At 65.8% G+C, this 19,151-nt stretch carries 19 protein-coding genes; 11 read left to right on the top strand and 8 right to left on the bottom strand.

Features of this window, described 5'->3' with window-relative positions; all coding sequences use genetic code 11:
• The first annotated feature begins 84 nt into the window (after positions 1-84).
• From catA to CK505_RS08365, 4 genes are all read left to right on the top strand, one after another.
• On the top strand, positions 85-981 hold the full coding sequence (gene catA / locus CK505_RS08380) for a catechol 1,2-dioxygenase (RefSeq protein WP_095650779.1): 897 nt from the start codon (positions 85-87) through the stop codon (positions 979-981).
• Between the two features lie 170 nt (positions 982-1,151).
• Positions 1,152-2,312, top strand: coding sequence for a maleylacetate reductase (locus CK505_RS08375; RefSeq protein WP_095650778.1), 1,161 nt, complete (start codon positions 1,152-1,154; stop codon positions 2,310-2,312).
• A gap of 31 nt (positions 2,313-2,343) precedes the next feature.
• Positions 2,344-3,243 (top strand): dioxygenase, encoded by a 900-nt coding sequence (locus tag CK505_RS08370; RefSeq protein WP_095650777.1) that lies wholly within the window; start codon positions 2,344-2,346, stop codon positions 3,241-3,243.
• Between the two features lie 198 nt (positions 3,244-3,441).
• Entirely contained in the window at positions 3,442-3,648 is a 207-nt protein-coding gene (locus CK505_RS08365) for a tautomerase family protein (protein ID WP_095650776.1), read from the top strand.
• A gap of 147 nt (positions 3,649-3,795) precedes the next feature.
• Here CK505_RS08365 and CK505_RS08360 read toward each other — a convergent pair whose 3' ends face one another.
• The 3 genes from CK505_RS08360 to CK505_RS08350 all read right to left on the bottom strand — a co-directional run bounded on the left by CK505_RS08360 (position 3,796) and on the right by CK505_RS08350 (position 7,886).
• Positions 3,796-5,655, bottom strand: a complete 1,860-nt coding sequence (locus tag CK505_RS08360) for an FAD-dependent monooxygenase (protein WP_095650775.1) — start codon at positions 5,653-5,655, stop codon at positions 3,796-3,798.
• A gap of 190 nt (positions 5,656-5,845) precedes the next feature.
• The gene (locus tag CK505_RS08355; RefSeq protein WP_095650774.1) at positions 5,846-6,808 is read right to left on the bottom strand and encodes an AraC family transcriptional regulator; all 963 of its coding nucleotides are present in this window, start codon (positions 6,806-6,808) and stop codon (positions 5,846-5,848) included.
• Between the two features lie 487 nt (positions 6,809-7,295).
• On the bottom strand, positions 7,296-7,886 hold the full coding sequence (locus tag CK505_RS08350) for a recombinase family protein (RefSeq protein ID WP_095650811.1): 591 nt from the start codon (positions 7,884-7,886) through the stop codon (positions 7,296-7,298).
• Positions 7,887-9,525: 1,639 nt separating this feature from the next.
• Between CK505_RS08350 and CK505_RS08345 the strand changes: the two genes are divergently transcribed.
• Both CK505_RS08345 and CK505_RS08340 read left to right on the top strand, forming a co-directional pair.
• Positions 9,526-10,287, top strand: coding sequence for a ParA family protein (locus CK505_RS08345; RefSeq protein ID WP_062737311.1), 762 nt, complete (start codon positions 9,526-9,528; stop codon positions 10,285-10,287).
• Entirely contained in the window at positions 10,284-11,312 is a 1,029-nt protein-coding gene (locus tag CK505_RS08340; RefSeq protein WP_141246794.1) for a hypothetical protein, read from the top strand. Before CK505_RS08345 ends, CK505_RS08340 begins: the two co-directional genes overlap by 4 nt.
• 136 nt (positions 11,313-11,448) lie before the next feature.
• On the opposite strand, the gene CK505_RS08335 is transcribed toward CK505_RS08340, so the two are convergent.
• Both CK505_RS08335 and CK505_RS18850 read right to left on the bottom strand, forming a co-directional pair.
• Positions 11,449-11,730, bottom strand: coding sequence for a hypothetical protein (locus CK505_RS08335; RefSeq protein WP_062737309.1), 282 nt, complete (start codon positions 11,728-11,730; stop codon positions 11,449-11,451).
• An 81-nt stretch (positions 11,731-11,811) separates the two neighbouring features.
• Positions 11,812-11,943: a hypothetical protein gene (locus CK505_RS18850; RefSeq protein ID WP_255250917.1), complete on the bottom strand. Its 132-nt coding sequence runs from the start codon at positions 11,941-11,943 to the stop codon at positions 11,812-11,814.
• A 205-nt stretch (positions 11,944-12,148) separates the two neighbouring features.
• On the opposite strand from CK505_RS18850, the gene CK505_RS18175 reads away from it, so the two are divergent.
• Positions 12,149-12,394 (top strand): hypothetical protein, encoded by a 246-nt coding sequence (locus tag CK505_RS18175; RefSeq protein WP_136341073.1) that lies wholly within the window; start codon positions 12,149-12,151, stop codon positions 12,392-12,394.
• Positions 12,395-12,734: 340 nt separating this feature from the next.
• Complete coding sequence (locus CK505_RS08330; RefSeq protein WP_141246793.1) at positions 12,735-14,003, top strand: replication initiation protein; 1,269 nt, start codon at positions 12,735-12,737, stop codon at positions 14,001-14,003.
• A 260-nt stretch (positions 14,004-14,263) separates the two neighbouring features.
• On the opposite strand, the gene CK505_RS08325 is transcribed toward CK505_RS08330, so the two are convergent.
• Entirely contained in the window at positions 14,264-14,752 is a 489-nt protein-coding gene (locus tag CK505_RS08325; RefSeq protein ID WP_141246792.1) for a hypothetical protein, read from the bottom strand.
• Between the two features lie 264 nt (positions 14,753-15,016).
• Entirely contained in the window at positions 15,017-15,991 is a 975-nt protein-coding gene (locus CK505_RS08320; RefSeq protein ID WP_176338650.1) for a matrixin family metalloprotease, read from the bottom strand.
• A 1,078-nt stretch (positions 15,992-17,069) separates the two neighbouring features.
• Here CK505_RS08320 and CK505_RS08315 point away from each other — a divergent pair.
• Entirely contained in the window at positions 17,070-17,711 is a 642-nt protein-coding gene (locus CK505_RS08315) for an excalibur calcium-binding domain-containing protein (RefSeq protein ID WP_062737305.1), read from the top strand.
• Between the two features lie 9 nt (positions 17,712-17,720).
• Here CK505_RS08315 and CK505_RS18845 read toward each other — a convergent pair whose 3' ends face one another.
• Positions 17,721-17,954 (bottom strand): hypothetical protein, encoded by a 234-nt coding sequence (locus CK505_RS18845; RefSeq protein ID WP_232319483.1) that lies wholly within the window; start codon positions 17,952-17,954, stop codon positions 17,721-17,723.
• Here CK505_RS18845 and CK505_RS08310 point away from each other — a divergent pair.
• Both CK505_RS08310 and CK505_RS08305 read left to right on the top strand, forming a co-directional pair.
• Positions 17,896-18,438, top strand: a complete 543-nt coding sequence (locus tag CK505_RS08310) for a class F sortase (RefSeq protein WP_255250919.1) — start codon at positions 17,896-17,898, stop codon at positions 18,436-18,438. The genes CK505_RS18845 and CK505_RS08310 overlap by 59 nt on opposite strands.
• A 164-nt stretch (positions 18,439-18,602) precedes the next feature.
• Positions 18,603-19,133, top strand: a complete 531-nt coding sequence (locus CK505_RS08305) for an excisionase family DNA-binding protein (protein WP_095650810.1) — start codon at positions 18,603-18,605, stop codon at positions 19,131-19,133.
• Positions 19,134-19,151 lie beyond the last annotated feature (18 nt).

Here is a 19,151-nt window from a genome sequence, read left to right as displayed (position 1 = left end):
GCAGGGCACCACGTACCTGTCCGACGGTGCAGCCGTCGACCATTCCCATCTCCCCGACAACGAACCACCAGGAGTGTGAAGACCATGACGAACACCCAGACAGAAACCGGCGCGGCAACGCGCAAGGAGAACGAGGGCACCGCGGTCGAGGCCGGGTCCAAGGCCACCGAGCGGTTCACCGCCTCGGGCAAGCTGGCGAAGCTGGACGTGCCGAAGGAGCGGGTGTCCCTGCTGGCCGGTGCGGCGATCAAGGCGATCAACGACATCGCGGTCGAGCACGAGGTCACCTACGAGGAGTACAACGCGCTGAAGGCGTGGCTGATCAAGGTCGGCGCCGACGGGGAGTGGCCGCTGTTCCTGGACGTGTGGCTGGAGCACACCATCGTGGACGTCAACTCCAAGGAGCGCCCCGGTGCCGTCAGTGCCATCGAGGGCCCCTTCTACGTGCCGGGCGCCCCGGTGCTGGAGACCCCGGCGACGCTGCAGATGCGCTCCGACGAGCCGGGCACCCCGCTGCTGTTCAAGGGCCGGTTCACCGACACCGAGGGCAACCCGCTGCAGGGCGCCCAGGTGGAGATCTGGCACGCCGACGCCGACGGCTTCTACTCCCAGTACGCCCCGGAGCTGCCCGAGTGGCTGTTCCGCGGCACCGTGACGGCCGACGAGAACGGGTACTTCGAGATCAACACGATGCGCCCGGCCCCGTACCAGATCCCCACCGACGGGGCCTGCGGGCAGCTCATCAGTGCGGCCGGCTGGCACGCCTGGCGCCCGGCGCACATCCACATCAAGGTCTCCGCCCCCGGGTACCAGCTGGTCACCCAGCAGCTGTACTTCCCCGGCGACCCGCACAACGAGGACGACATCGCCTCGGCGGTCAAGCCCGAGCTGATGCTGGACCCGAAGCCGCGCACCGACGGCGGGGCGGGCGAGGAGGTCGTCTACGACTACGTCCTGGCCAAGGAGGGCCAGACCAAGTAAGGATTCTGTCTCCACGGATCCCTACCGCGTCGCCCTTCCAGCCGGGTTGCAGGTGTCCCCGTCAGCCGCGGCTGACGGGGACACTGCCGTACAGGCCACGTACCAACCGATCTCGCCGGCCCCTCCATCTGGCTGTTCTCTACTTCCTTCCTTTTGAAAGGACCAGTCCCATGTCCATGACCTTCACGCACGAGACCCTGGGCCAGCGGGTGCTGTTCGGCACCGGCCGGGCCGCCGAACACGTGGCCACGGAGATCGGCCGACTCGGGGCGTCCCGACCGATGGTCATCGCCGGGGCCTCCGAGCGGACCCTGGCCGAGACCGCCACGACCGGCACCACCACAGCGCTGTGGTGGGAAGAAGTGGTCCAGCACGTGCCGGTCGAGATCGCCGAGAAGACCCGTCGAGCGGCCACCGAGCGGTCGATCGACGTGATCGTCTCCGTCGGTGGGGGCTCGACCACCGGACTGGCCAAGGCCGTGGCATTGACCACCGGAATCCCGGTGATCGCGGTGCCCACCACCTACGCCGGGTCCGAGGCCACCAACGTCTGGGGACTCACCAAGGACCGCACCAAGACCACCGGGGTCGACGACCGCGTGCTGCCGGTGGCCGTGGTCTACGACGCGCAGCTGTCCAAGACGCTGCCGGTGGGACTGTCGGTGGCCTCCGGGCTCAACGGGCTGGCCCACTGTGTGGACTCGCTGTGGGCGCCGAAGGCCGATCCGATCAACCAGGCGATGGCCCTGGAAGGGGCCCGAGCCCTGAACCTGGCCCTGCGCGGGATCGTCGCCGACCCCAGCGACCTCGAAGCCCGGGAGCAGGCACTCTACGGCTGCTACCTGGCCGCGGTCGCCTTCGCCTCGGCCGGGTCCGGGCTACACCACAAGATCTGCCACGTCCTAGGTGGAACCTTCGACCTGCCCCACGCCCAGACCCACGCCACCGTGCTGCCCTACGTGCTGGCCTTCAACGCCCCGGCAGTCCCGGAGCTGGCAACCCGGCTGGCCACCGCCCTGGGCCGCCCCGTCACCGGGGACGGAGAGGACCCGGCCGTGGCGATGCTGCACGGCCTGCCCGTCGACGACAGCCACACCCCAGCCGCCACCGCCGTGACCGCCCTGCGCGAGCTCTACCGGACGGTGGACGCGCCGCCGAAACTGGCCGACTACGGCCTCACTGCTGAGAACATCCCCGAGGCGGCCGGACGGGTGCTAAAAGCAGCCCCCGCCTCAAACCCAGTGACCGTCACCGAGGAAAACATCACCGAATTGCTCACCGAGGCCCTCACCGGGGCAATGCCTACCACCGCACCACTGGCCCCTCGCTGACCACCGCCCCGCCACCAGAAGGGCTCCTCCAATGACCGAAACCACCACCGCCGTGTCCGCCGAGCAACAGGCAGCCGAGGAGGCCCTGACCGCGAAAGTTCTCGCCTCCTTCGCCAACACCACCGACCCCCGCCTCAAGCAGCTGATGCAGTCGCTCACCAAGCACCTGCACGCCTTCATCCGCGAGGTCCGCCTCACCGAAGCCGAGTGGGGGAAGGCCATCGAGTTCCTCACCCAGGTCGGACACATCACCGACGAGAGGCGCCAGGAGTTCATCCTGCTCTCCGACGTGCTCGGGGCCTCGATGCAGACCATCACCGTGAACAACCCCGTGGCCGGCAACGCCACCGAAGCCACCGTATTCGGCCCCTTCTTCCTCGAGACCGCCCCGGAAATCCCGATCGGCGGGGACCTCGCCGGCGGTGCGACCGGGCAACCGGCCTGGGTGGAGGGCACTGTGTGTGACCTCGAGGGCAACCCGGTCCCGAATGCGCGGATCGAGGTGTGGGAGGCCGACGAGGACGGCTTCTACGACGTCCAGTACGACGATGACCGCGTCGCCGGCCGCGCACACCTGTACTCGGACGAGAACGGGCACTATGCCTTCTGGGGCCTGACACCGACCCCGTACCCGATCCCGCACGACGGACCCGTCGGGGCGATGCTCGAAGCCACCGGACGCTCCCCCGTGCGGGCTGCGCACCTGCACTTCATGGTCACCGCTCCAGCCATGCGAACCCTGGTCACCCACATCTTCGTCGAGGGTGACCCACAGCTGGAGATCGGGGACTCCGTATTCGGAGTCAAGGACTCCCTGATCAAGCGCTTCGAGACCCAGTCCGCCGGCACCCCCACCCCGGACGGGCGCGACCTAAGCGGAACGGACTGGGCGCGGGCCCGCTTCGACATCGTCCTCGCCCCCCAGAACTGAGTGTTCCACCGGCCATGATGGGGTGCTCACCCCTGTCCGGGCGACTACGTGCCTGCTCCATGAGGACGGGGCAGGCGCCCTTCACCGTCAACAGCAGCCCGCAGTCACATGTGACGGACTGCTGTATCTGGACTCAGCCGGCCCCGCCTGGAGCGCCAGAGCACGCCACACCCCAGCGAACCGAGGAAAGCAGAGAACATGCCTATCGTCACCATCAACATGATCGCCGGTCGTGACCGAGCCGTCGTTCAGGAGTGCCTTCGTGAAGTCGCCAAGACGGTCGCCAGTACTCTCGACGCCCCGCTGAACTCCGTGCGTGTGCTGGTCAACGAGGTCGACCCGGAGCTGTGGACCGTGGGCACCACCCTCAAGAACGAGGAACGCACCGACAACCCCACCCCATAAGCGCGAACACGGACGGAACTGCCGCTCGGATAAGTGACGGTGGCGTCTCATGCGGCGAGGGGCACGGCCCCCACGGGGGCGTGGACCGTTGACTGAACCCCGCGTCGAGGGGACCGGGCAGTTCGGTCCCCTCGACGCGGGAGTCGGTCAGGCGTTGGCCGGTGCCGGCTCGCCGAGTTCCTCACCGGCGGTGGCCGGGGCTGGGGCGAACACCTCGGGGCGGTCCAGGATGCGGCCCAGTACGCGCACGAGTTCCCGCTCCGGGTCCTCGGCCACCGACATCGACCGCCACGCGATGTGCTTGTCCGGGCGAACCAAGATCGCACCGTCCTCTTCGACCTCGCGCTGGCGCATCCAGTCGCCGTAGAGATCCTGGACCGCGCAACCGTCACCGACGACCACGGCCTCCAGCGCCACGCCGAGTTCTGCGGCCACGGTCTGCGCAGCGTCGGCCCATGCCTGCCCCGTGATGCCGGTGAACAGGGTGAACTGCGTGCCCTTGGCGATGTCGTGGGTGGAGAACTTCTCCTTCTCGTCACCGAGCCAGGCGTGCGGCAGGCGCAGGCCGGGGAAGGTGGACTTCTGGTGGTGCAGCATCGGGTCCTGGGTGGGCTCGGGGCGCTGCGCTCCGTCGGTCATGGTGGCGTCCGAGGCGTAGAAGTGGCCGATCTCGGTGCCCTGGGCGTTGAACTCGTAGTCCTTGAAGTCCAAGGCGTCTCGGAGCCGCTCACGGCGGGCCGCGCCCTCGGGGGAGTTCTCGTAGCGCAACTGCAGCTTCTCGGTGAACTCGTCGTCGTCCTTCGCCTCGGCCACACCGAGGGCCTCGAAGATCGGGGTGTAGTCGCGGGAGGACTGGTTAGCGCGGTTCACGATCTGCTGGGCGATCGGGGCGCGCTCGGCCGAGTAGGTCTCCAGCAGCTCAGGCCCGGCGTTCCACTTGAGCACGGCCGCGATCTTCCACGCCAGGTTGTAGGCGTCCTGGATGGAGGTGTTGGAGCCCAACCCGTGGCTCGGCGGGTGCTTGTGGATGGCGTCCCCGGCGCAGAACACGCGGCCCTTCTGCAGGTGTGTGGCCCACTGCTCGTTGTTACCCCACAGGGAGTAACCGGTGATCTCGACCTCGAGGTCGGGGATGCCCACGAGGTTGCGCACGATCCGAACCGCCTCCTCTTCGTCGAGCTCGGGGGCGGGGCCGTTGATGTCGTAGCCCCAGACGGTCAGCCACTCGTTCCAGGGCCGGACCATGCGGATCAGCCCGGCACCGATGCCACCGATGTTGGACCCGGGGTGGAAGACCCAGTAGAGGATCGAGGGGCGGTGGGCGACGTATTGGGACAGGTCCGCCTTGAAGGTGATGTTCATGGACCCGGCGATGTCCATCTCGCCCTCCATGGGCAGCTCGATGTCCGCGGCAACCTTGGAACGGGCCCCGTCGGCGCCGATGAGGTACTTGGCGCGGATGGTGTACTCGTGGCCCGAGAGGCGGTTGAGGACACGCACGCTCACCCCGTCCTCGTCCTGGACATGGGAGACGTACTCGGTGGAGAACTGGGTCTGCGTGCCGCGCTTGGTGGCGTTCTCCACGAGGATCGGCTCGAGCATGGTCTGCGGAATGTCACACGGCATCGCGGGGGAAGCCAGCTCGTAATCGGCGCGCCGGTCCGGGCGGGTGCCCCAGGTGGGGCGGCGGCCGATCTCCCGGCCGGCCACGGACTCGCAGTAGACGGTGTCGCCCATCATCTCGTGCGGGGAGGCCTCGCGCAGGACCTGGTCCTCGATCCCGGCATCGCGCAGCACCTCCATGGTGCGCTGGTTGGTGATGTGCGCCCGGGGGGTGTTGGCCGTCCACCGGTACTTGGTGATCATGATGTTCGGGATCCCGTGGGTGGACAGGAACAACGCGGCCGAAGAGCCCGCCGGGCCGGAGCCGACGATCAGCACATCAGTCTCGACCACCTGGCCCGTGGGGCGGGCCGTGGCCTTGATTCCGTCATCGAGAGCAGGCATGGGAACCTCCTGGGTCGCGCACCGGGTGACGCTTGATGGGTGCTCGGTGGGTGTTCCTCAAAGTGTTGCGCGTCACACTCTCCGCTCCGAGGGCTTGTCCCGCAACGTCACGGTGTGGTCCCGCAGGATCAAAGGAGACGCGCCTGGCCCCTCCCCGAGGCCGACGACGCCATTAACACCGCGGGATCACTCAGGCGGTGCCGGCCCTGCGCAGCTCGGAGGGAGTCACACCCGTATGGGCCTTGAATGCCCGGGAGAAGTGCGCCTGGGAGGAGAAGCCGCAGCGGGCGGCGATTTCGCTGATTGGTGTGGCGGCCTCGGTGTTCGAGACGAGCAACGCCTCTGCGGCCTGGAGCCGGTGGGCGAGCAATCGCTCGGCAAATGACTCGTCGTGAGCGGCGAACAGCCGTGTCAGCTGGCGCTCACTGACGCCCACCGCACTGGCGACGTCCGCGCGGGAGAGTCCCGGGCTGTTGAAGCGGCGCTCGATCACATCGCGGGCCAACCGGTACGCGGAGCTTGTGCCCCGGGCCCGGGCGAGCAGCTGCTCCACGAGGCCGAAGGCTTCCTGCTCCACCTGTTGCGGATCCAGCTCCCGCCGGTCGAGGGCGGAGTTGATCAAGGAGGCCAGGCCCGCCGCGGCCGGGTCCAGCCCAGTCGGAGACGAGAACTCGAAAATCACCGGCTCCTTCAGCGACGCCCCGTGAGACAACCGGATGTACTCCTCACGCGGGATCGTCAACACCAGCTCCCGGAGCCCTGCGGCGAAGCCGCGCAGGAACGGCCGGTCGGCGTCGTAGAGCACGGCCTGCCCGGGCTTGAGCAGGATCATCCCGGTGGGATGGTAGAAGAACGCTTCCCCGCCGAGGGCGAAGAACATGGCGACATCACCGGTAGGGTGCTCGGCGATGAACTGCTCGGAGCGCTCCACCACCTGCGAGGAGCCTTTGACCCGTGCGAAGCGCATCGCCGGGAAGTGCAGGTTGACCTCTTCTGCCACCAACGGGGTGTTCTCGATGGTGCGGATATCCAGACCGATGAGCGCCTTGGCGTTGTGGGACTCCCAGTGCTCCACCCGGTGGCCCACCGGGATGCGCGCCGTGGAAAACCTCAGCACCTTGGGCGCGTCCGGGCTCTCGCTAGGGTCGAGCACGGCACCTCCCCCCAGTGCCAGAGCGGCATTGTGCCGATCCTAGATAAGTCATACGAACAGGTCTCAGTGGTCATAGGCGGCCAAGGGCCGCAACGTGGTGTCGACGACCTCCCGGTGAGCGATCCTCCGTGGCCGGCCCTACCGGTCGACATCGATCCCGCATACCCCTCACGGGCCTTCCCGCCGATGACCGTCCTGCGGGTGGTCCCATCTTCTCCGTGATCACGGTGCTGGAGCTACCTCGGGAGGCCAGGAGCACGACCCGCCCCGCCGCGCTGGCCCGGAACGAACGGAGCTCATCAGCCGTACCAGCTCCCCTCGGTCGCCTTCGCGCAACAGCAGCGGACCAGCACGATGACTTGCCATGACCCATAATCCCACCCCAAGTACCGTTTAACTACCTCAACCACGGGTCCGCAGTTCCATGGAGACGGCCTTGGCGGACTCTTGAGCGACCCTCACCGCGGCCATCCAGCATCAGGGCAAATCAGGTGGCTGATATGGGCAGTTCCCGGATACGCCGATAGAGGGTGGCTCGAGACATGCCCAGATCGCGGGCGACCTGGGTCGCTGGCTCCCCGCCCTCGATCAACCGGAGGGCGTTGCGGATCTGGGAGTCGGTGAAGGTTTGGCGCCGCCCACCGAGGTCCTTGCCGGCCGCCCGACGCTTGGCCACCGAGTCGGTGATGCGTTCGCGTTTGATCTCGAGCTCCATCTGGGCCAGGGCGGCCATGACGGTGAAGACCATGGACCCCATCGGGGTGGCGGTGTCGACGTCTCCCCCACCCAAGTTCAGTACGCGCAAGCCGGCGTCTCTGCCCCGTAGCGCCTCGGCGAAAGCCAGCATGTTCTGCGTCGACCGGCCCAACCGGTCCAGCGTGGTGATCACCAAGGTATCGCCATGTTCCAGGGCCGCCACCGCCTTGTCGAACTTCGGACGCGAAGGACGGCCTCCAGACACTCCATGATCGATGTAGAGGTCATCGCGTCGCACACCCGCATGCAGTAGGTCGGACACCTGGCGATCTGCGTCCTGCTGCCGCGTTGACACCCTGGCGTACCCGATCAGCTTCCCCATGTCCACCCCATCTGTCTCGCAACTGACGTTGAGTATCCAATTCTAGGGGTACGGATAAAGCACAAGGATGCGAGACAGGCCGAACCGCGGAAACATGCGGGCGCAAATTTTCCGGATGAGACGTCTCGCATCCCTTGGATTGAGAGAAGGGGACTGGTGCACTGCTAGGTCAACCTGCCACCTGTCGCTGCGACAGTCCCAACCGTGGGGCAGGTCAGAGCCAACCAAAGTCGGGGCAGTCCCATGTGGCTATAGGCTGTGGCATACCGCCATCCAGTCGGAAACGTCAGTAGTGTCCAAAACGGACGTAACCGCTAGATCCCAGCGTGTCGCCTGTAGCCACCCGTCGACGTTGGACAACCTCAGGCCATTGCATCCCGACACGGTCAACCGCACACATGACGGCCATGGCGACGGTTTGCCCCTCCCCCACCGCCGCAGCCGACCGCGGACATTCCCTGACGACGGGCGATCAGTCGATCAAAATCGGAGAACTAACACGTGTCGGAGTCGATCCAGCACTCTCTCGCCAAGATGCTGTCAGACCTGACCACCGCGACCAGCGCCAAGGAGACGTTCGAGGAGGTCGAAGCCCTCCTGGATCGCGACGAGTACCTCGGCCACGCCCTGAGTACGACGACGAGGGCATGTTCGACTGCGCCAGCCCGGGCCGCGTCCATTACGCCTCCCGGGACGGTCAACTGCGAGTCGCCGTCGAGTCCCTCGGTGCGGACCAGTTTGCCGTCAAGATGTTCAACGACGAGACCGGGCCCCGCTTTATGGAAACCTAGGGTGCCGCTGAGGCAGAGCGCCTTGCCGGCGACCTGGCCGGATTCTAGGGCCTTGACCGAGATTGACAGCCGTACCGCATTACGTTGTTGGGTCTAACCGGTTCACCATGTCCAACAAGTGCCGCTGTTGCATTGCGTCAGCTGTCTGATCGATGAAACTCGAACTCGATAGCGGCTGGCGACGGACTCTTGTTGTGTTGTGCGGTCTTGTCATGTTGCACATGTGGCACAAGTTCGATGTAAGAAGCAACGACGCCATGACCCGTCAAGGCTCACCGGCATAGCCAGCTTATTGTTGCGTCGTGCATGTTTATCTCGTTCTACTTGTTTCACATGTTCGATAAGTTTAACCGCCCAATGGATCCCCTGGCGTGTGTTGGCGCCACAGGGTCCCTTGTTGTGTTGCCCATGCTTGCCTTGTTCTACCCATAGGTCTTGCAGAGACTTCTATTGCTGATAGGTGTCGAAGTGGACCGGGCGGCGTCGGCCGCGTCATTGCATAACGCATGGTGCAGAGTCTGCATGTAGTGCCAAGTTCAACGAGTCTCACACGCTCGACCACGTGAGTCGGTCCAACCCACGCTCCATGCCGGGGTGCCATCAGGTGCTAGCCCGATAGCGCCGGTTCCACATGCTGAACCTGCATAACGTGACAAGCGTTTCTGATCCAGGTACGCCCCACGCTCCGCTCGTCGCTGGCTGCGGCTGGCACCGAGCAAGGGATAAATATTGTTGTGTTCACTACGTTGAACGTGTTTGACCTGTTGAAGCGTGTAACCGGTTAGGGTGATGGACGACAGCCTTCCCCAAGTCACCGGCCGTACACCCGGCCGAGAGGGACATCCACGATGATCTACACCGTCGCCTTCCCCAAGGGCGGAACGACCAAGACCACCACCGCGGCCGAACTGATCTGGACACTGGCCCAGCGAGGCCGGCGAGTCCTAGCCGTCGACCTGGACATGCAGGGCACGCTGACGCAGCGCCTGGGCTTCACCGATGCCACGGAGTTCAACGGCACAGCCGCAGATGTGCTGACCGCCAGGATGACCATCGAAGAGGCTGCGACCGAGGCGCCTGACATCGAGGGCGTCGAGGTGCTGGTCGGCCAGCACGACCTGTCTCTGGTCGATGTGAACAGTGTTGACGACCTCATCACCTCGCTACGGGACCTCCTGCCAGACGTGGCCGATCGCTACGACGACGTCGTGATTGACACCCCGCCGGCCATGAGCGACCTCAGCATTACCGGAATGGCAGCGGCGGAGTACCTCATCGCCCCTGTGGTGTGCGACGTGGAGGCGTACACGCAGGTCGACTACTTCGAGTCGGTGATCGAGAAGCGGCTGGCGCCGCGGATCAACAGGGGGCTGAAGATCGGCGCGATCATCCCCACGCGCTACGACGGCCGCCGTCTGCTGGACCGTGAGCTCGTGCTGACGCTGCGCGAGGAGTACGGGGAGTCCACGAAGGTCACTGATCCGATCCGTGAGGGCATCGCAGCTCGTGATGCGACACGCTCGGCCATGCCGGTGGGCCAGTACGATCCCAAGTCGAATCCGGCTAAGGACTACGCAAGGGTGTTCGGCTCCCTGATTGGGGAGGCGTGACGATGCCGACCAAGCGCGTGAACAAGCTGGTGGGCAAGAAGACCCGCAACCAGGTGCGCGACGAAGCCCTGGAGCAGCAGCACCTGCGTGACGAGCAGCTTTTGGATGCCAGAGCCAACCAGCGCAGCAGCACCGCCGGCTCCGACGAGTCGGCCGACATCACGGTCTTCGAGCAGGCTGCCGAGACGCTGGCGAACGAGACCGCGCCGACGCCCGGACCCGTCACCTTGCCGGTGGGGGAGGGGACTCTGGTGCCGGCAGTGACCGCCGAGCCGGTGGGGGAAGGCTCCGATGAGGTGATGGGGGAGTGGCCGGTGGCCGAGATCTTGAAGCCGCGGTCCAACGGGCAGACCCTCGACGACGCGCAGCAGCACGCCGAGCAGCCGGCGCTCGAGGACGAGGTCCCAGCTCAGGTGCCGGCCGGAGAGACCAGGCGACCGGAGCTTGCTACTCGAGAGAAGACCGAAAATGTGGTGCCGACCGCGGAGCCGATGGGGGAGGGGAGTGCCATGTCAGCACCCGCTATCCATCCGAGCGGGCTCGCCGTCGCAGACTCCGAGGCTGTCAGGGGCCTCGAGCGGTACTCGCATCCCTTGGCGGGCCCGCGGGCCACCACCGTCCCGATCGGAGTCTCGTTCTCACGCACCTCCCTGGACCACGCTAAGCGGGCGTATTCCTCCGACAAGCACCGGATCCCCGGCGGCGGGCCGACGTCCTTCGTCCGCTGGTTGCAGCGGGCGGTGCATCAGCACCTGGCCCTGAGCCCGGAGGAGCGGGAGACGGCGCTGCAGTCCGCTCCGCCGCCGGATGACGGCGGAAGGAAGATCTCCTACAACGTCGTGCTGCCCTACGACCTCCACCACCAGCTGATGGCCGAGCTTGACCGAGCCGAGATGGAGGGCTGGCAGGTAAACAAGTCGGCGTTCGTCCGCGAGGCGGTAGCCGTAGCGATCGGCCAGGCCCTGATCCGGGCGAACGTCACCCAGTTCCCGCCGCTGAAGGGCAAACTCAAGCACGCCCGCTGACCGGCGCATGGTTGACTGGGTGCATAAGTTCAACATGTGGAACAGGTACAACAAGTAGAACACAACAATGCTCCCACGCAGGCCGACGGCCTGTCCCCTATGGAGACGGCGGGCCGTCGGTCGTCGTGGTGGACGGTCAGGAATCACTTGGGAAGTGCTGGATCGCCAGTGGCATCTTGGCCTTTGCGAGATGCTGGCCGACCTCGTATAGCTCGTCCCAGTCATAGTGCAGCTCGGTGGCGTGTAGCACCAGGTCGCGCCGGGCGGCCACCAGCGAACTGGTGAGCTCGGTGTCAGCGATGATGCCGCAGACCTCGACGAAGGTGCGGTGGGCGTCGAGCTGGATGAAGTAGTTCTCGAAGGTGGACGGGTGGAGGTCGACGTCGCGCTCGATGGCGGACGACTCACCCATCAGCACGACGTCTTCGCACCAGCGGTGGACGTCGGCGGCGGTGGGCAGGGTGTGACGGTAGTGGGGGAGGGGTCATTTGCTGAGTACTCATGCCACCCACGTGTGTGACCACACATCCAGCGCACGTACTGCCCCGGGCCGGGCGACCAGGGCCTGGACAACGAGCACCGGGTCGGAGGCGTAGAGCCCGGCGTTGAGGAGCCCGTTGAGCTCGATCACCACCCGGCGGCCGTTCTCGGCGATGTCCAGGTCGATGACGCAGTCGGCCCATCTCCGAATTCTCGCCGGCCAGATCCGCGGCCACCGGCTGACTCGAAGAGCTAACCTGCCACCACCTGGGACACGCCAACGTTGACTGGGAAATTTGGAAACTCATGCAGCGTGTTTCTGGAAACGATGTCGTTCGACTGACATACTTCCAACCATGACGACTATGCCTCGTACGCGCAGTCCCCGTGGCGGCCGCCCGTCCAAGGGCGAGCGACAGAAGGTATCTGCGAACCTTCCCATTGACCGGTACAACCAGTTTTGGGACATCGTGGAGTCCCGTGGCACTACCGCCAATGACCTGGCAGTCGAAATTATTACCGACTGGTTGGACCGTACGGCCATGTCGTCAACGAAGCCCGAGCAGCAGACGATCAATCTGGAGGAACGACGTATCGCCTGATCCCATGACTGCATGAGAAAGGACCCGCCTTCCCAGACGGGTCCCTCTCAAAACAATTCTCGAAGCCGACCACCTGAGTCGCCAAACCTGTTGGTCTGCTTCGCATATAGCACCGGAGTGATTTCTTGCCCTATCACACCGGGGGTGCGTTACGTCCAGATTAGCACCCTGGGCCCCTGACGCCATACCCCCATGCCCAGACGAAGTCCTTGATCTGCTAGGAATCTTGCCTCCGAGGCAGGAGACGAGCCCGGCCAGCAGATGGATCACGCACCACCGCCTGACCTATTTCAGGGCCGGGTACACCAAGCACCAGGCTTTGCCGAACAACGGTCAGTCCGTGGTCGAGTTCCCCTATGTCCAGATCAACCCGGCCGACAACATCAACTTTCTGGTGGTCGACGTGGACCGTTGCGACGCGCTCATGCTGCTGATGCATCCCGCCGTGCCACCGGCCACCTGGATCATCCACAAGCCCGAGTCTGGTCATGCTCAGGCAGGCTGGGCGATCGACCCGGTCTTCGTCGGTCGTGGTCACCGTCCCGGCCCGAAGCAGTACGCCGACTCGGTATTACGTTCCCTAACTCGGTTGGTCTACGGCGACGAGAACTTCACCCGATTCCTGGTTCAGAATCCATCTGCCCGCAACCCGGTGGGGAAGGTCTACTGGGGGAACAGGGCCACTCCGTGGCATCTGGGGGAGTTGATGGACCACATGAAGTCCTACGTCGATCCGTTTCACGACGAGATCCTCGACGGACCAGCCGTCTCGGCATGGCAACCCACTCCGGACAGAGCCAAGCAGTCGCGAGTAGTGCAGCAGGCGATTGCCAACACCTCTGGGCGCAACTGCTCTCTGTTCCGTAAGACCCTGCGGTGGCTCTGGACCCGGTGGCTCGGGGAGGAGCGCGAGCCACACGAACCTGATGCGCTGGCGTATGCCCGAACGCTCAATCGAGACCTCGAGCACCCGTTGCCAGACAAGGAAGTCCGGGCGCTGTCTGCCTCCGCGTGCCGTCAGGCACGCAAGGGCAACGGCCGACCGCGTACGTCTAGCCATGGAGGCAAAAAAAACCAGTTCCTATCACGGAAGGGCCGGGTAGGGGGCAAAGCCACCTCGGAGGCGAAGGCTGAGGCAGCGGCAGCCAACGCGGCGACTGGCCGCACCGTGCGCTCTGCAATGACCGATGCGAAAGCGCTGAAGGCCCAAGCCCTGCACCTGGCGGGGGAATCGAAGCAGGCGATCGCCGAGCTGATGCGAGCCTCCGTCAAGACGGTAGGTCGTTGGTTAGCTCGGGCGGTGGAGGGTGCCGAGACCATCACACCACCTGTAGCTTCAAGAATGTCCAGGCAGGAGCAGCCCGGCGCTTTGCCATCTGACCAGTCGGAAAGCGCCGAATGGGGGCACTCTGCATCGATTCCTGCGGACACCGGTGCAGTCCCTGACCCTGAGTCTGCCGAAACGCCAGCTGAACCAACGCTGCGCATGGACGAAGGCGCCATTTATCGCAGCCCAGAAGTCCTGCCTCCTATCCGACCTTCAGAGCCGCGTGTCTGGGCCACTCTTCAGCGCGCAATCGGTCGACCTCCGCGAGCCCGACCTCATTGACGCGCTTGAGAGTGGTGAGGTCGGTTTCATGTAGAGCCGGATATGTCCGTCTGATGAGGAGTCACTTCAGTCTTGCGTAGACCATGCCGGTGACAGGCTCTGTGTTTCAAGGCTGGCTCAGCGGTTCTTCGACGGAGACCGCACCGCACCAGTGGGGAGAGGGACAGCATCCACGGCCGCCTCGTGATGGGCGCTCCGGGGCAGAGCGCGGCTGGCAGGCCCGGGGTCCTCCAGGTGGCGGTACCAGGTGTTGCCATAGATCAGCGGCGGTGGTGGGACCGACTCCGGGTCGGGGCGGGCCGGTCGGTGGAGTGGTCTCCGGCTTCCAGGAGGTGTTCGGCGCCGGCGAGAAGGGTGGCGGCGATCAGCAGGACACCGCCGTCGTTGCCCAGCAGCAGGTCCGAGTCCACGGCGATGGCCGAGCGCCTGGCCGCCAAATCGTTGATGACCCCGAGGGCGAACCCGGTTGCCGTGACTGTTGTCGGGGCGGTCTCGACCCGTTCCACGGCGGTGACCTCCACCTCGGGCAGCTCGTGGCCGCTGAGTCGGTAGTCGAGCAGGACCTGCTGGCCCAGGCTCAGCAGTGCTGGCACCAGGGCGGCAGGGGTGATTTTCACGTCCTCGGGTAGGGCCACGATTACCCGGGCGGTGGTGCCGGCGGTGGTCTTCCGCAGCTGGGCAGCCACGGCGAAGGAGCCCACGACCGGGACCTCGCCCAGCACAGCATTGGGCGTGCTGGCAGCACTCATGGGAACTCCATGGGGGAGGGGATGCGAACGGACCCAGGCTCTCACAGTGTCGCCTCGAGAAACCGGGGCGCGGTGGTCACCGGGCCCCCATTTCGTCGTGCGCGCGGACTGTTACGGTCGCTCCAGCAAGTATCGAAAGCGATCGTCACCTCATCTGAGGAGGGTGACGATCACGCTCATCGATCACCGCCGAGTGTACTGGGGGGGGGTCGGGTGAGGAGGCCAGGCGTGCATCTGATAAGCCTCCCTTGGACGGGGCTTTCGCTAGAGCTGGGGAACGCATTGGCCGGCGCCGAGCTTGGCCAGTCCGGCCCGGTCGCCGGCGGTGAGGGCGGTGTTGTGCTCAGTGCTCACCCCGTGCATCAGGTGGGTGGGGTCCTCGACGTGGCCCAGGCCGAGCACGTGACCGAGTTCGTGCATGATGACGGCCCGGACAATCTCGGCTCCTGCAGGGTGCTGAAGTGTCTCTTGCAGGTCGGGGGCGTCGAGGGTCATGAGACCGGTGACGTAGGCGTGCGGGCTGTTGCCGACCTGCAGGGAGGTGCTGCCGCCCAGGCCGACGACCTCGCCGGCCAGGTCCGGGTATTCCGTCGGGGTGGACCAGGTGATGAGCACGGGCGCCCAGCGTTCACCGTAGCGCTCGGGCTGGTAGGGCTCCCGGTCCTGCCGGGGTGCCTCTGTGGTGGGGCCGTCGTCGAGGAACTGCAACCCAGTGGCCGCCGAAATCTCCGCGATGGCTTGTTCGAGCAGTTGCTGTCCACCGGCGGGGGCGCCATCGGGGCGCACGACATAGCGGATCGGGCGGCACGGATCGTAGGCGACGACCTGGTCCCCGGGGCTCTGGGTGGCCAGCAGGCTGTACCCACCGGTGTCGGGCACAACCGGGGGCCTCCCGAGGGGGTGGGCGGCTGAGTCCACCCCGGCCGGGGGGCCGTAGGCGTTGTCGGCGTCCGCCGGCACCGGGATGCGCCCATCCGTGGAATGCCCTGGGACGTCGAGATCGGCAGGTCCCACGATGACGTCCCCCTCGGGCACGGGATGGACGGTGGTGATGTCGATCGGCGGTTCATGTGCGGCCTGCTCCGCGGGCCCGGAGGCGGGGCCGGGATCCTGTGGTGGCGGGGATGGTAGTGCCGGGGTGGAGGAGGCGCTGATCAGTCGCTCCTGGACATGGGGCAGCACGAGGTATCCACCGATCGCCGGTACTCCCACGACGAGCGTGAGCACCAGAAGGGTCATTCCCCATGAGTTCCGGCGGGGACTACGGTCCGACACTGGAGGCTCCCAGCGGCGCCAGTCCGAGACCGGCGTCTCCCGGTTCATGGTCCGGTCGGCCCGACGGCGGCGCCGACGTTGGCCGGCCGCAGCAGACCCGTTTTGTCGGCTCAGGGCCTCATCGATCACCCACTGTGGGGTGCGCCCGGAGGGGGACTTGGGCAACGGCGGCAGGGGGTCGGGCAGGCCACGGTGGGGGGTCATGGGTGGTGTTTCCTGTGCTCGGTGGGGGAGGGGAAACCATCCAGCCGGTCGTCCCTGTGTGCTACTCGTCTTCGTGGCCGTTACTGATCACAACGCCACCGTCCTGCGCCCGCCAGTGCCACGGCCTCAGGAGACGGAGATGACTTTGCCGGTCTTGGACTTCGATGCGATGGAGGACGACAGTCAAAGAAATACCACTTGGTAGCATCTGCAAATTACTAGGGTGTCCGATCTTTACCGTGTTGCTGGTTCGCACGGGCATCAGCCCACGTCACGGATCCTCCCCAGCACGGCGACGCCTGACATGTGTGATGTACGTCGTTGATCTCCGGAAGAGTTGAGCGGGTACCTGTCCTGTGCCAAAGGGACGAGGGGTCAACGCGTTCGGCCCTGTAGAGGCGGGTAGTCCCCGGCGACCTGGCACGAAGTCATGTCCTCCGGCCCCGGTGCCCGGCAATCTGGTCTTGCTGGTCTTGCCGGCCGATGAGCCCGCACGGCCCTTCGGGATGACCTAGCTCAAAGGAACGCCCATGAGCGTCGATGCGTGCGGCGGCTCCTACTTGCTGAGGCAGCTCATGGTGGCGAGGACTCATGGGGCTATCGCACACCTACCCGTGCGGTGGTGGACATGTCCCCTTTCAGGGGGACTGCAAGCAGCCCTCACGGCGTCCACGGAGCAGGAATCCACAACACTGACGCCTGGGTCGGGTGCAAGAAGGCCTAGATTTACGGGTTCCATAGCACTGCGACGACCGGAAAGTCGTGGTGTCCCCACAAGAGTCGATCCCAGTCCATAGGATCCAGATACATCCATTTGCTTTCGTTCAAAGGGGACACCATGAAGAAGATCACCGCAGGGATGGCCGTGCTGGCCGCCGCCGGGTTCACCGGCCTGTCGATGGTTCCGGCCGCAGCGGCCCCGATCGTTTTCGACAACTGCACGCAGGCGGCCCAGTACGGCGTCTACAACATTCCGGCCGGTTCCCCCGGGTACGGCACGCACCTGGACCAACCCGTCGACGGTGTCGGGTGTGAGAAGGACGGCGCTGTCTACAACGCCGCCCTGGTGCCCGATGACGGTGTCTCCGTTCCCCCGGTCACTCCGGTTGCTGAGACCCCGACGGATGTCGCTGGTTTCGACAACTGCGCTGAGGCTCGTGCCGCGGGCCGGGTGAACATCCCGGTCGGGGACCCGGCTTATGCTCCGCACCTGGATCGTGACCTCGATGGCATCGCCTGTGAGCAGGGCGGCGACGACGAGGCCGACAGTGGCACGGACGTCATCGTGGACTACGTGCCAGAGTCCTGGGGCAACGGCCAGTACAACCAGGTCGGTCAGGTCCCCGTGGGTGGGGCTGAGACCGGTGTCGCCGTGGAGTCCGAGAACACCGTGTCCGGCCTGGCCGTGGCCGGTGGTCTGACCCTGCTGGCCGCCGCCGGTGCGAGCATCGTGGCCCGCCGCCGCGCTGCCCAGGTCTGAGCCTGATAGCTACACCGATTCTGACCGGACGGAATCCTTCTCCGTGATGAGTGCTGCCCGTGAGCGCCGCACCGGCCTTCTGGCCGGTGCGGCGCTCACGCTGCTGTTGGTCAGCGGCTGCGCCGACACCGGTTCTGCCAGCACCCAGCCGCCGGCAACGACATCGTCGGCAACAGCTGATCCCGTGCCCTCGAGGACCGCCACCTCACCGTCCACGGCACCGGCACCGTCCGCCTCTGCCACGCCGTCGCCTTCTGCGACGCCCAAAGCCGACGACGAAGCCCCTCCGGTGTCCGTGCGCATCCCCGCCACAGGCACCGACTCGCCCCTGCTGCACCTGGGGTTGCGGGCCGATGGGAGCCTGGAAGTGCCGCCGGGGGAGCCGGGTTCACCGGCGGCCTGGTACAACCAGTCCCCGGTCCCGGGCGAGCCGGGTCCGGCGATCCTGCTGGGCCACGTCAATGCCACCGATGGGGGCCCCGGTGTCTTCGCAGGCCTGCGGGAGCTCGAGCCTGGGGACACCATCGAGGTCGCCCGCCACGACGGCACCACCGCGGTGTTCGTTGTTCAGCGCGGTGAGCAGTACTCCAAGGACAACTTCGACACCCAAGCCGTCTACGGCGACACCGCAGGGGCTGAGCTGCGCCTGATCACCTGCGACGGGTACAACTTGTTGACCGGCCAGTTCGAGGACAACTACGTGGTCTACGCCCAGCTTGCGCCCTGACCCCGCAAGGGAAGCCCCGGTTCGCTGGCCTCAGACACCTTGAAATTTTCCTGGCGGGCGATAGGGGCGTGCCCCGACTCAAGGGCGTGGTGCGGCCTCCAAGGCATTTACGAAGCAAACGAAAGGGGTTACGATTGTTTCATATCTAAGGGAGAGTGGTGACGATGTCCGCACAGACGCTTGAGCAGCAGACCTATCTGCCGGAGGGTTCGGACCAGCTAGCGAAGGTGTACGACTTCATCGAGGCGCATGAGGCCTCTAGGGGTGAACGCCCCGCGCCTCGATATCTCCTGGTGGGGGCAGAGCCTAACGATAGTGTCGAGATTCCTGAGAACGTCTACCGCGTCCTGCGCCAGGTCGTCGAGGCCCTGCAGGCTGGTCGAGCGGTGACTGTGGTCCCACAGACGCAGACGCTGACGACCCAGCAGGCGGCCGACCTTTTAGGAGTAAGTCGACCTACCGTCGTGAAGCTCATTGACGAGGGCCAGCTTCCCGCGGATACGCCCGGGAAGCGCCGCCGGCTACTTCGCCTGGACGATGTATTGCGTTACCGCAAGCAGCGTCGCGAGGAGCAGTACCGAGCAATCTTCGATACGGCCGATGACTACGACCTTGAAGAAAGCCCCGAGGTTGTCGCTGAACGACTGCGCCAGGTTCGGGCCGAGGTTGCGGCGACACGACAGAATCATGGGTAACCAAGTGCAAGGATGGCA

It is taken from the genome of Kocuria sp. WN036, assembly GCF_002287015.1.
Classification (GTDB): Bacteria; Actinomycetota; Actinomycetes; order Actinomycetales; family Micrococcaceae; genus Kocuria; species Kocuria rosea.
The sequence above is the reverse complement of the archived record's forward strand: the minus strand, read 5'-3'. Positions and strand labels throughout refer to the sequence as shown.

Coding starts and splice junctions, on each gene's coding strand:
- catA (WP_095650779.1), top strand. CDS start 85: ATGACGAACACCCAGACAGAAACCGGCGCGGCAACGCGCAAGGAGAAC.
- CK505_RS08375 (WP_095650778.1), top strand. CDS start 1,152: ATGTCCATGACCTTCACGCACGAGACCCTGGGCCAGCGGGTGCTGTTC.
- CK505_RS08370 (WP_095650777.1), top strand. CDS start 2,344: ATGACCGAAACCACCACCGCCGTGTCCGCCGAGCAACAGGCAGCCGAG.
- CK505_RS08365 (WP_095650776.1), top strand. CDS start 3,442: ATGCCTATCGTCACCATCAACATGATCGCCGGTCGTGACCGAGCCGTC.
- CK505_RS08360 (WP_095650775.1), bottom strand. CDS start 5,655: ATGCCTGCTCTCGATGACGGAATCAAGGCCACGGCCCGCCCCACGGGC.
- CK505_RS08350 (WP_095650811.1), bottom strand. CDS start 7,886: ATGGGGAAGCTGATCGGGTACGCCAGGGTGTCAACGCGGCAGCAGGAC.
- CK505_RS08345 (WP_062737311.1), top strand. CDS start 9,526: ATGATCTACACCGTCGCCTTCCCCAAGGGCGGAACGACCAAGACCACC.
- CK505_RS18175 (WP_136341073.1), top strand. CDS start 12,149: ATGACGACTATGCCTCGTACGCGCAGTCCCCGTGGCGGCCGCCCGTCC.
- CK505_RS08325 (WP_141246792.1), bottom strand. CDS start 14,752: ATGAGTGCTGCCAGCACGCCCAATGCTGTGCTGGGCGAGGTCCCGGTC.
- CK505_RS08320 (WP_176338650.1), bottom strand. CDS start 15,991: ATGACCCTTCTGGTGCTCACGCTCGTCGTGGGAGTACCGGCGATCGGT.
- CK505_RS08315 (WP_062737305.1), top strand. CDS start 17,070: ATGAAGAAGATCACCGCAGGGATGGCCGTGCTGGCCGCCGCCGGGTTC.
- CK505_RS08305 (WP_095650810.1), top strand. CDS start 18,603: ATGTCCGCACAGACGCTTGAGCAGCAGACCTATCTGCCGGAGGGTTCG.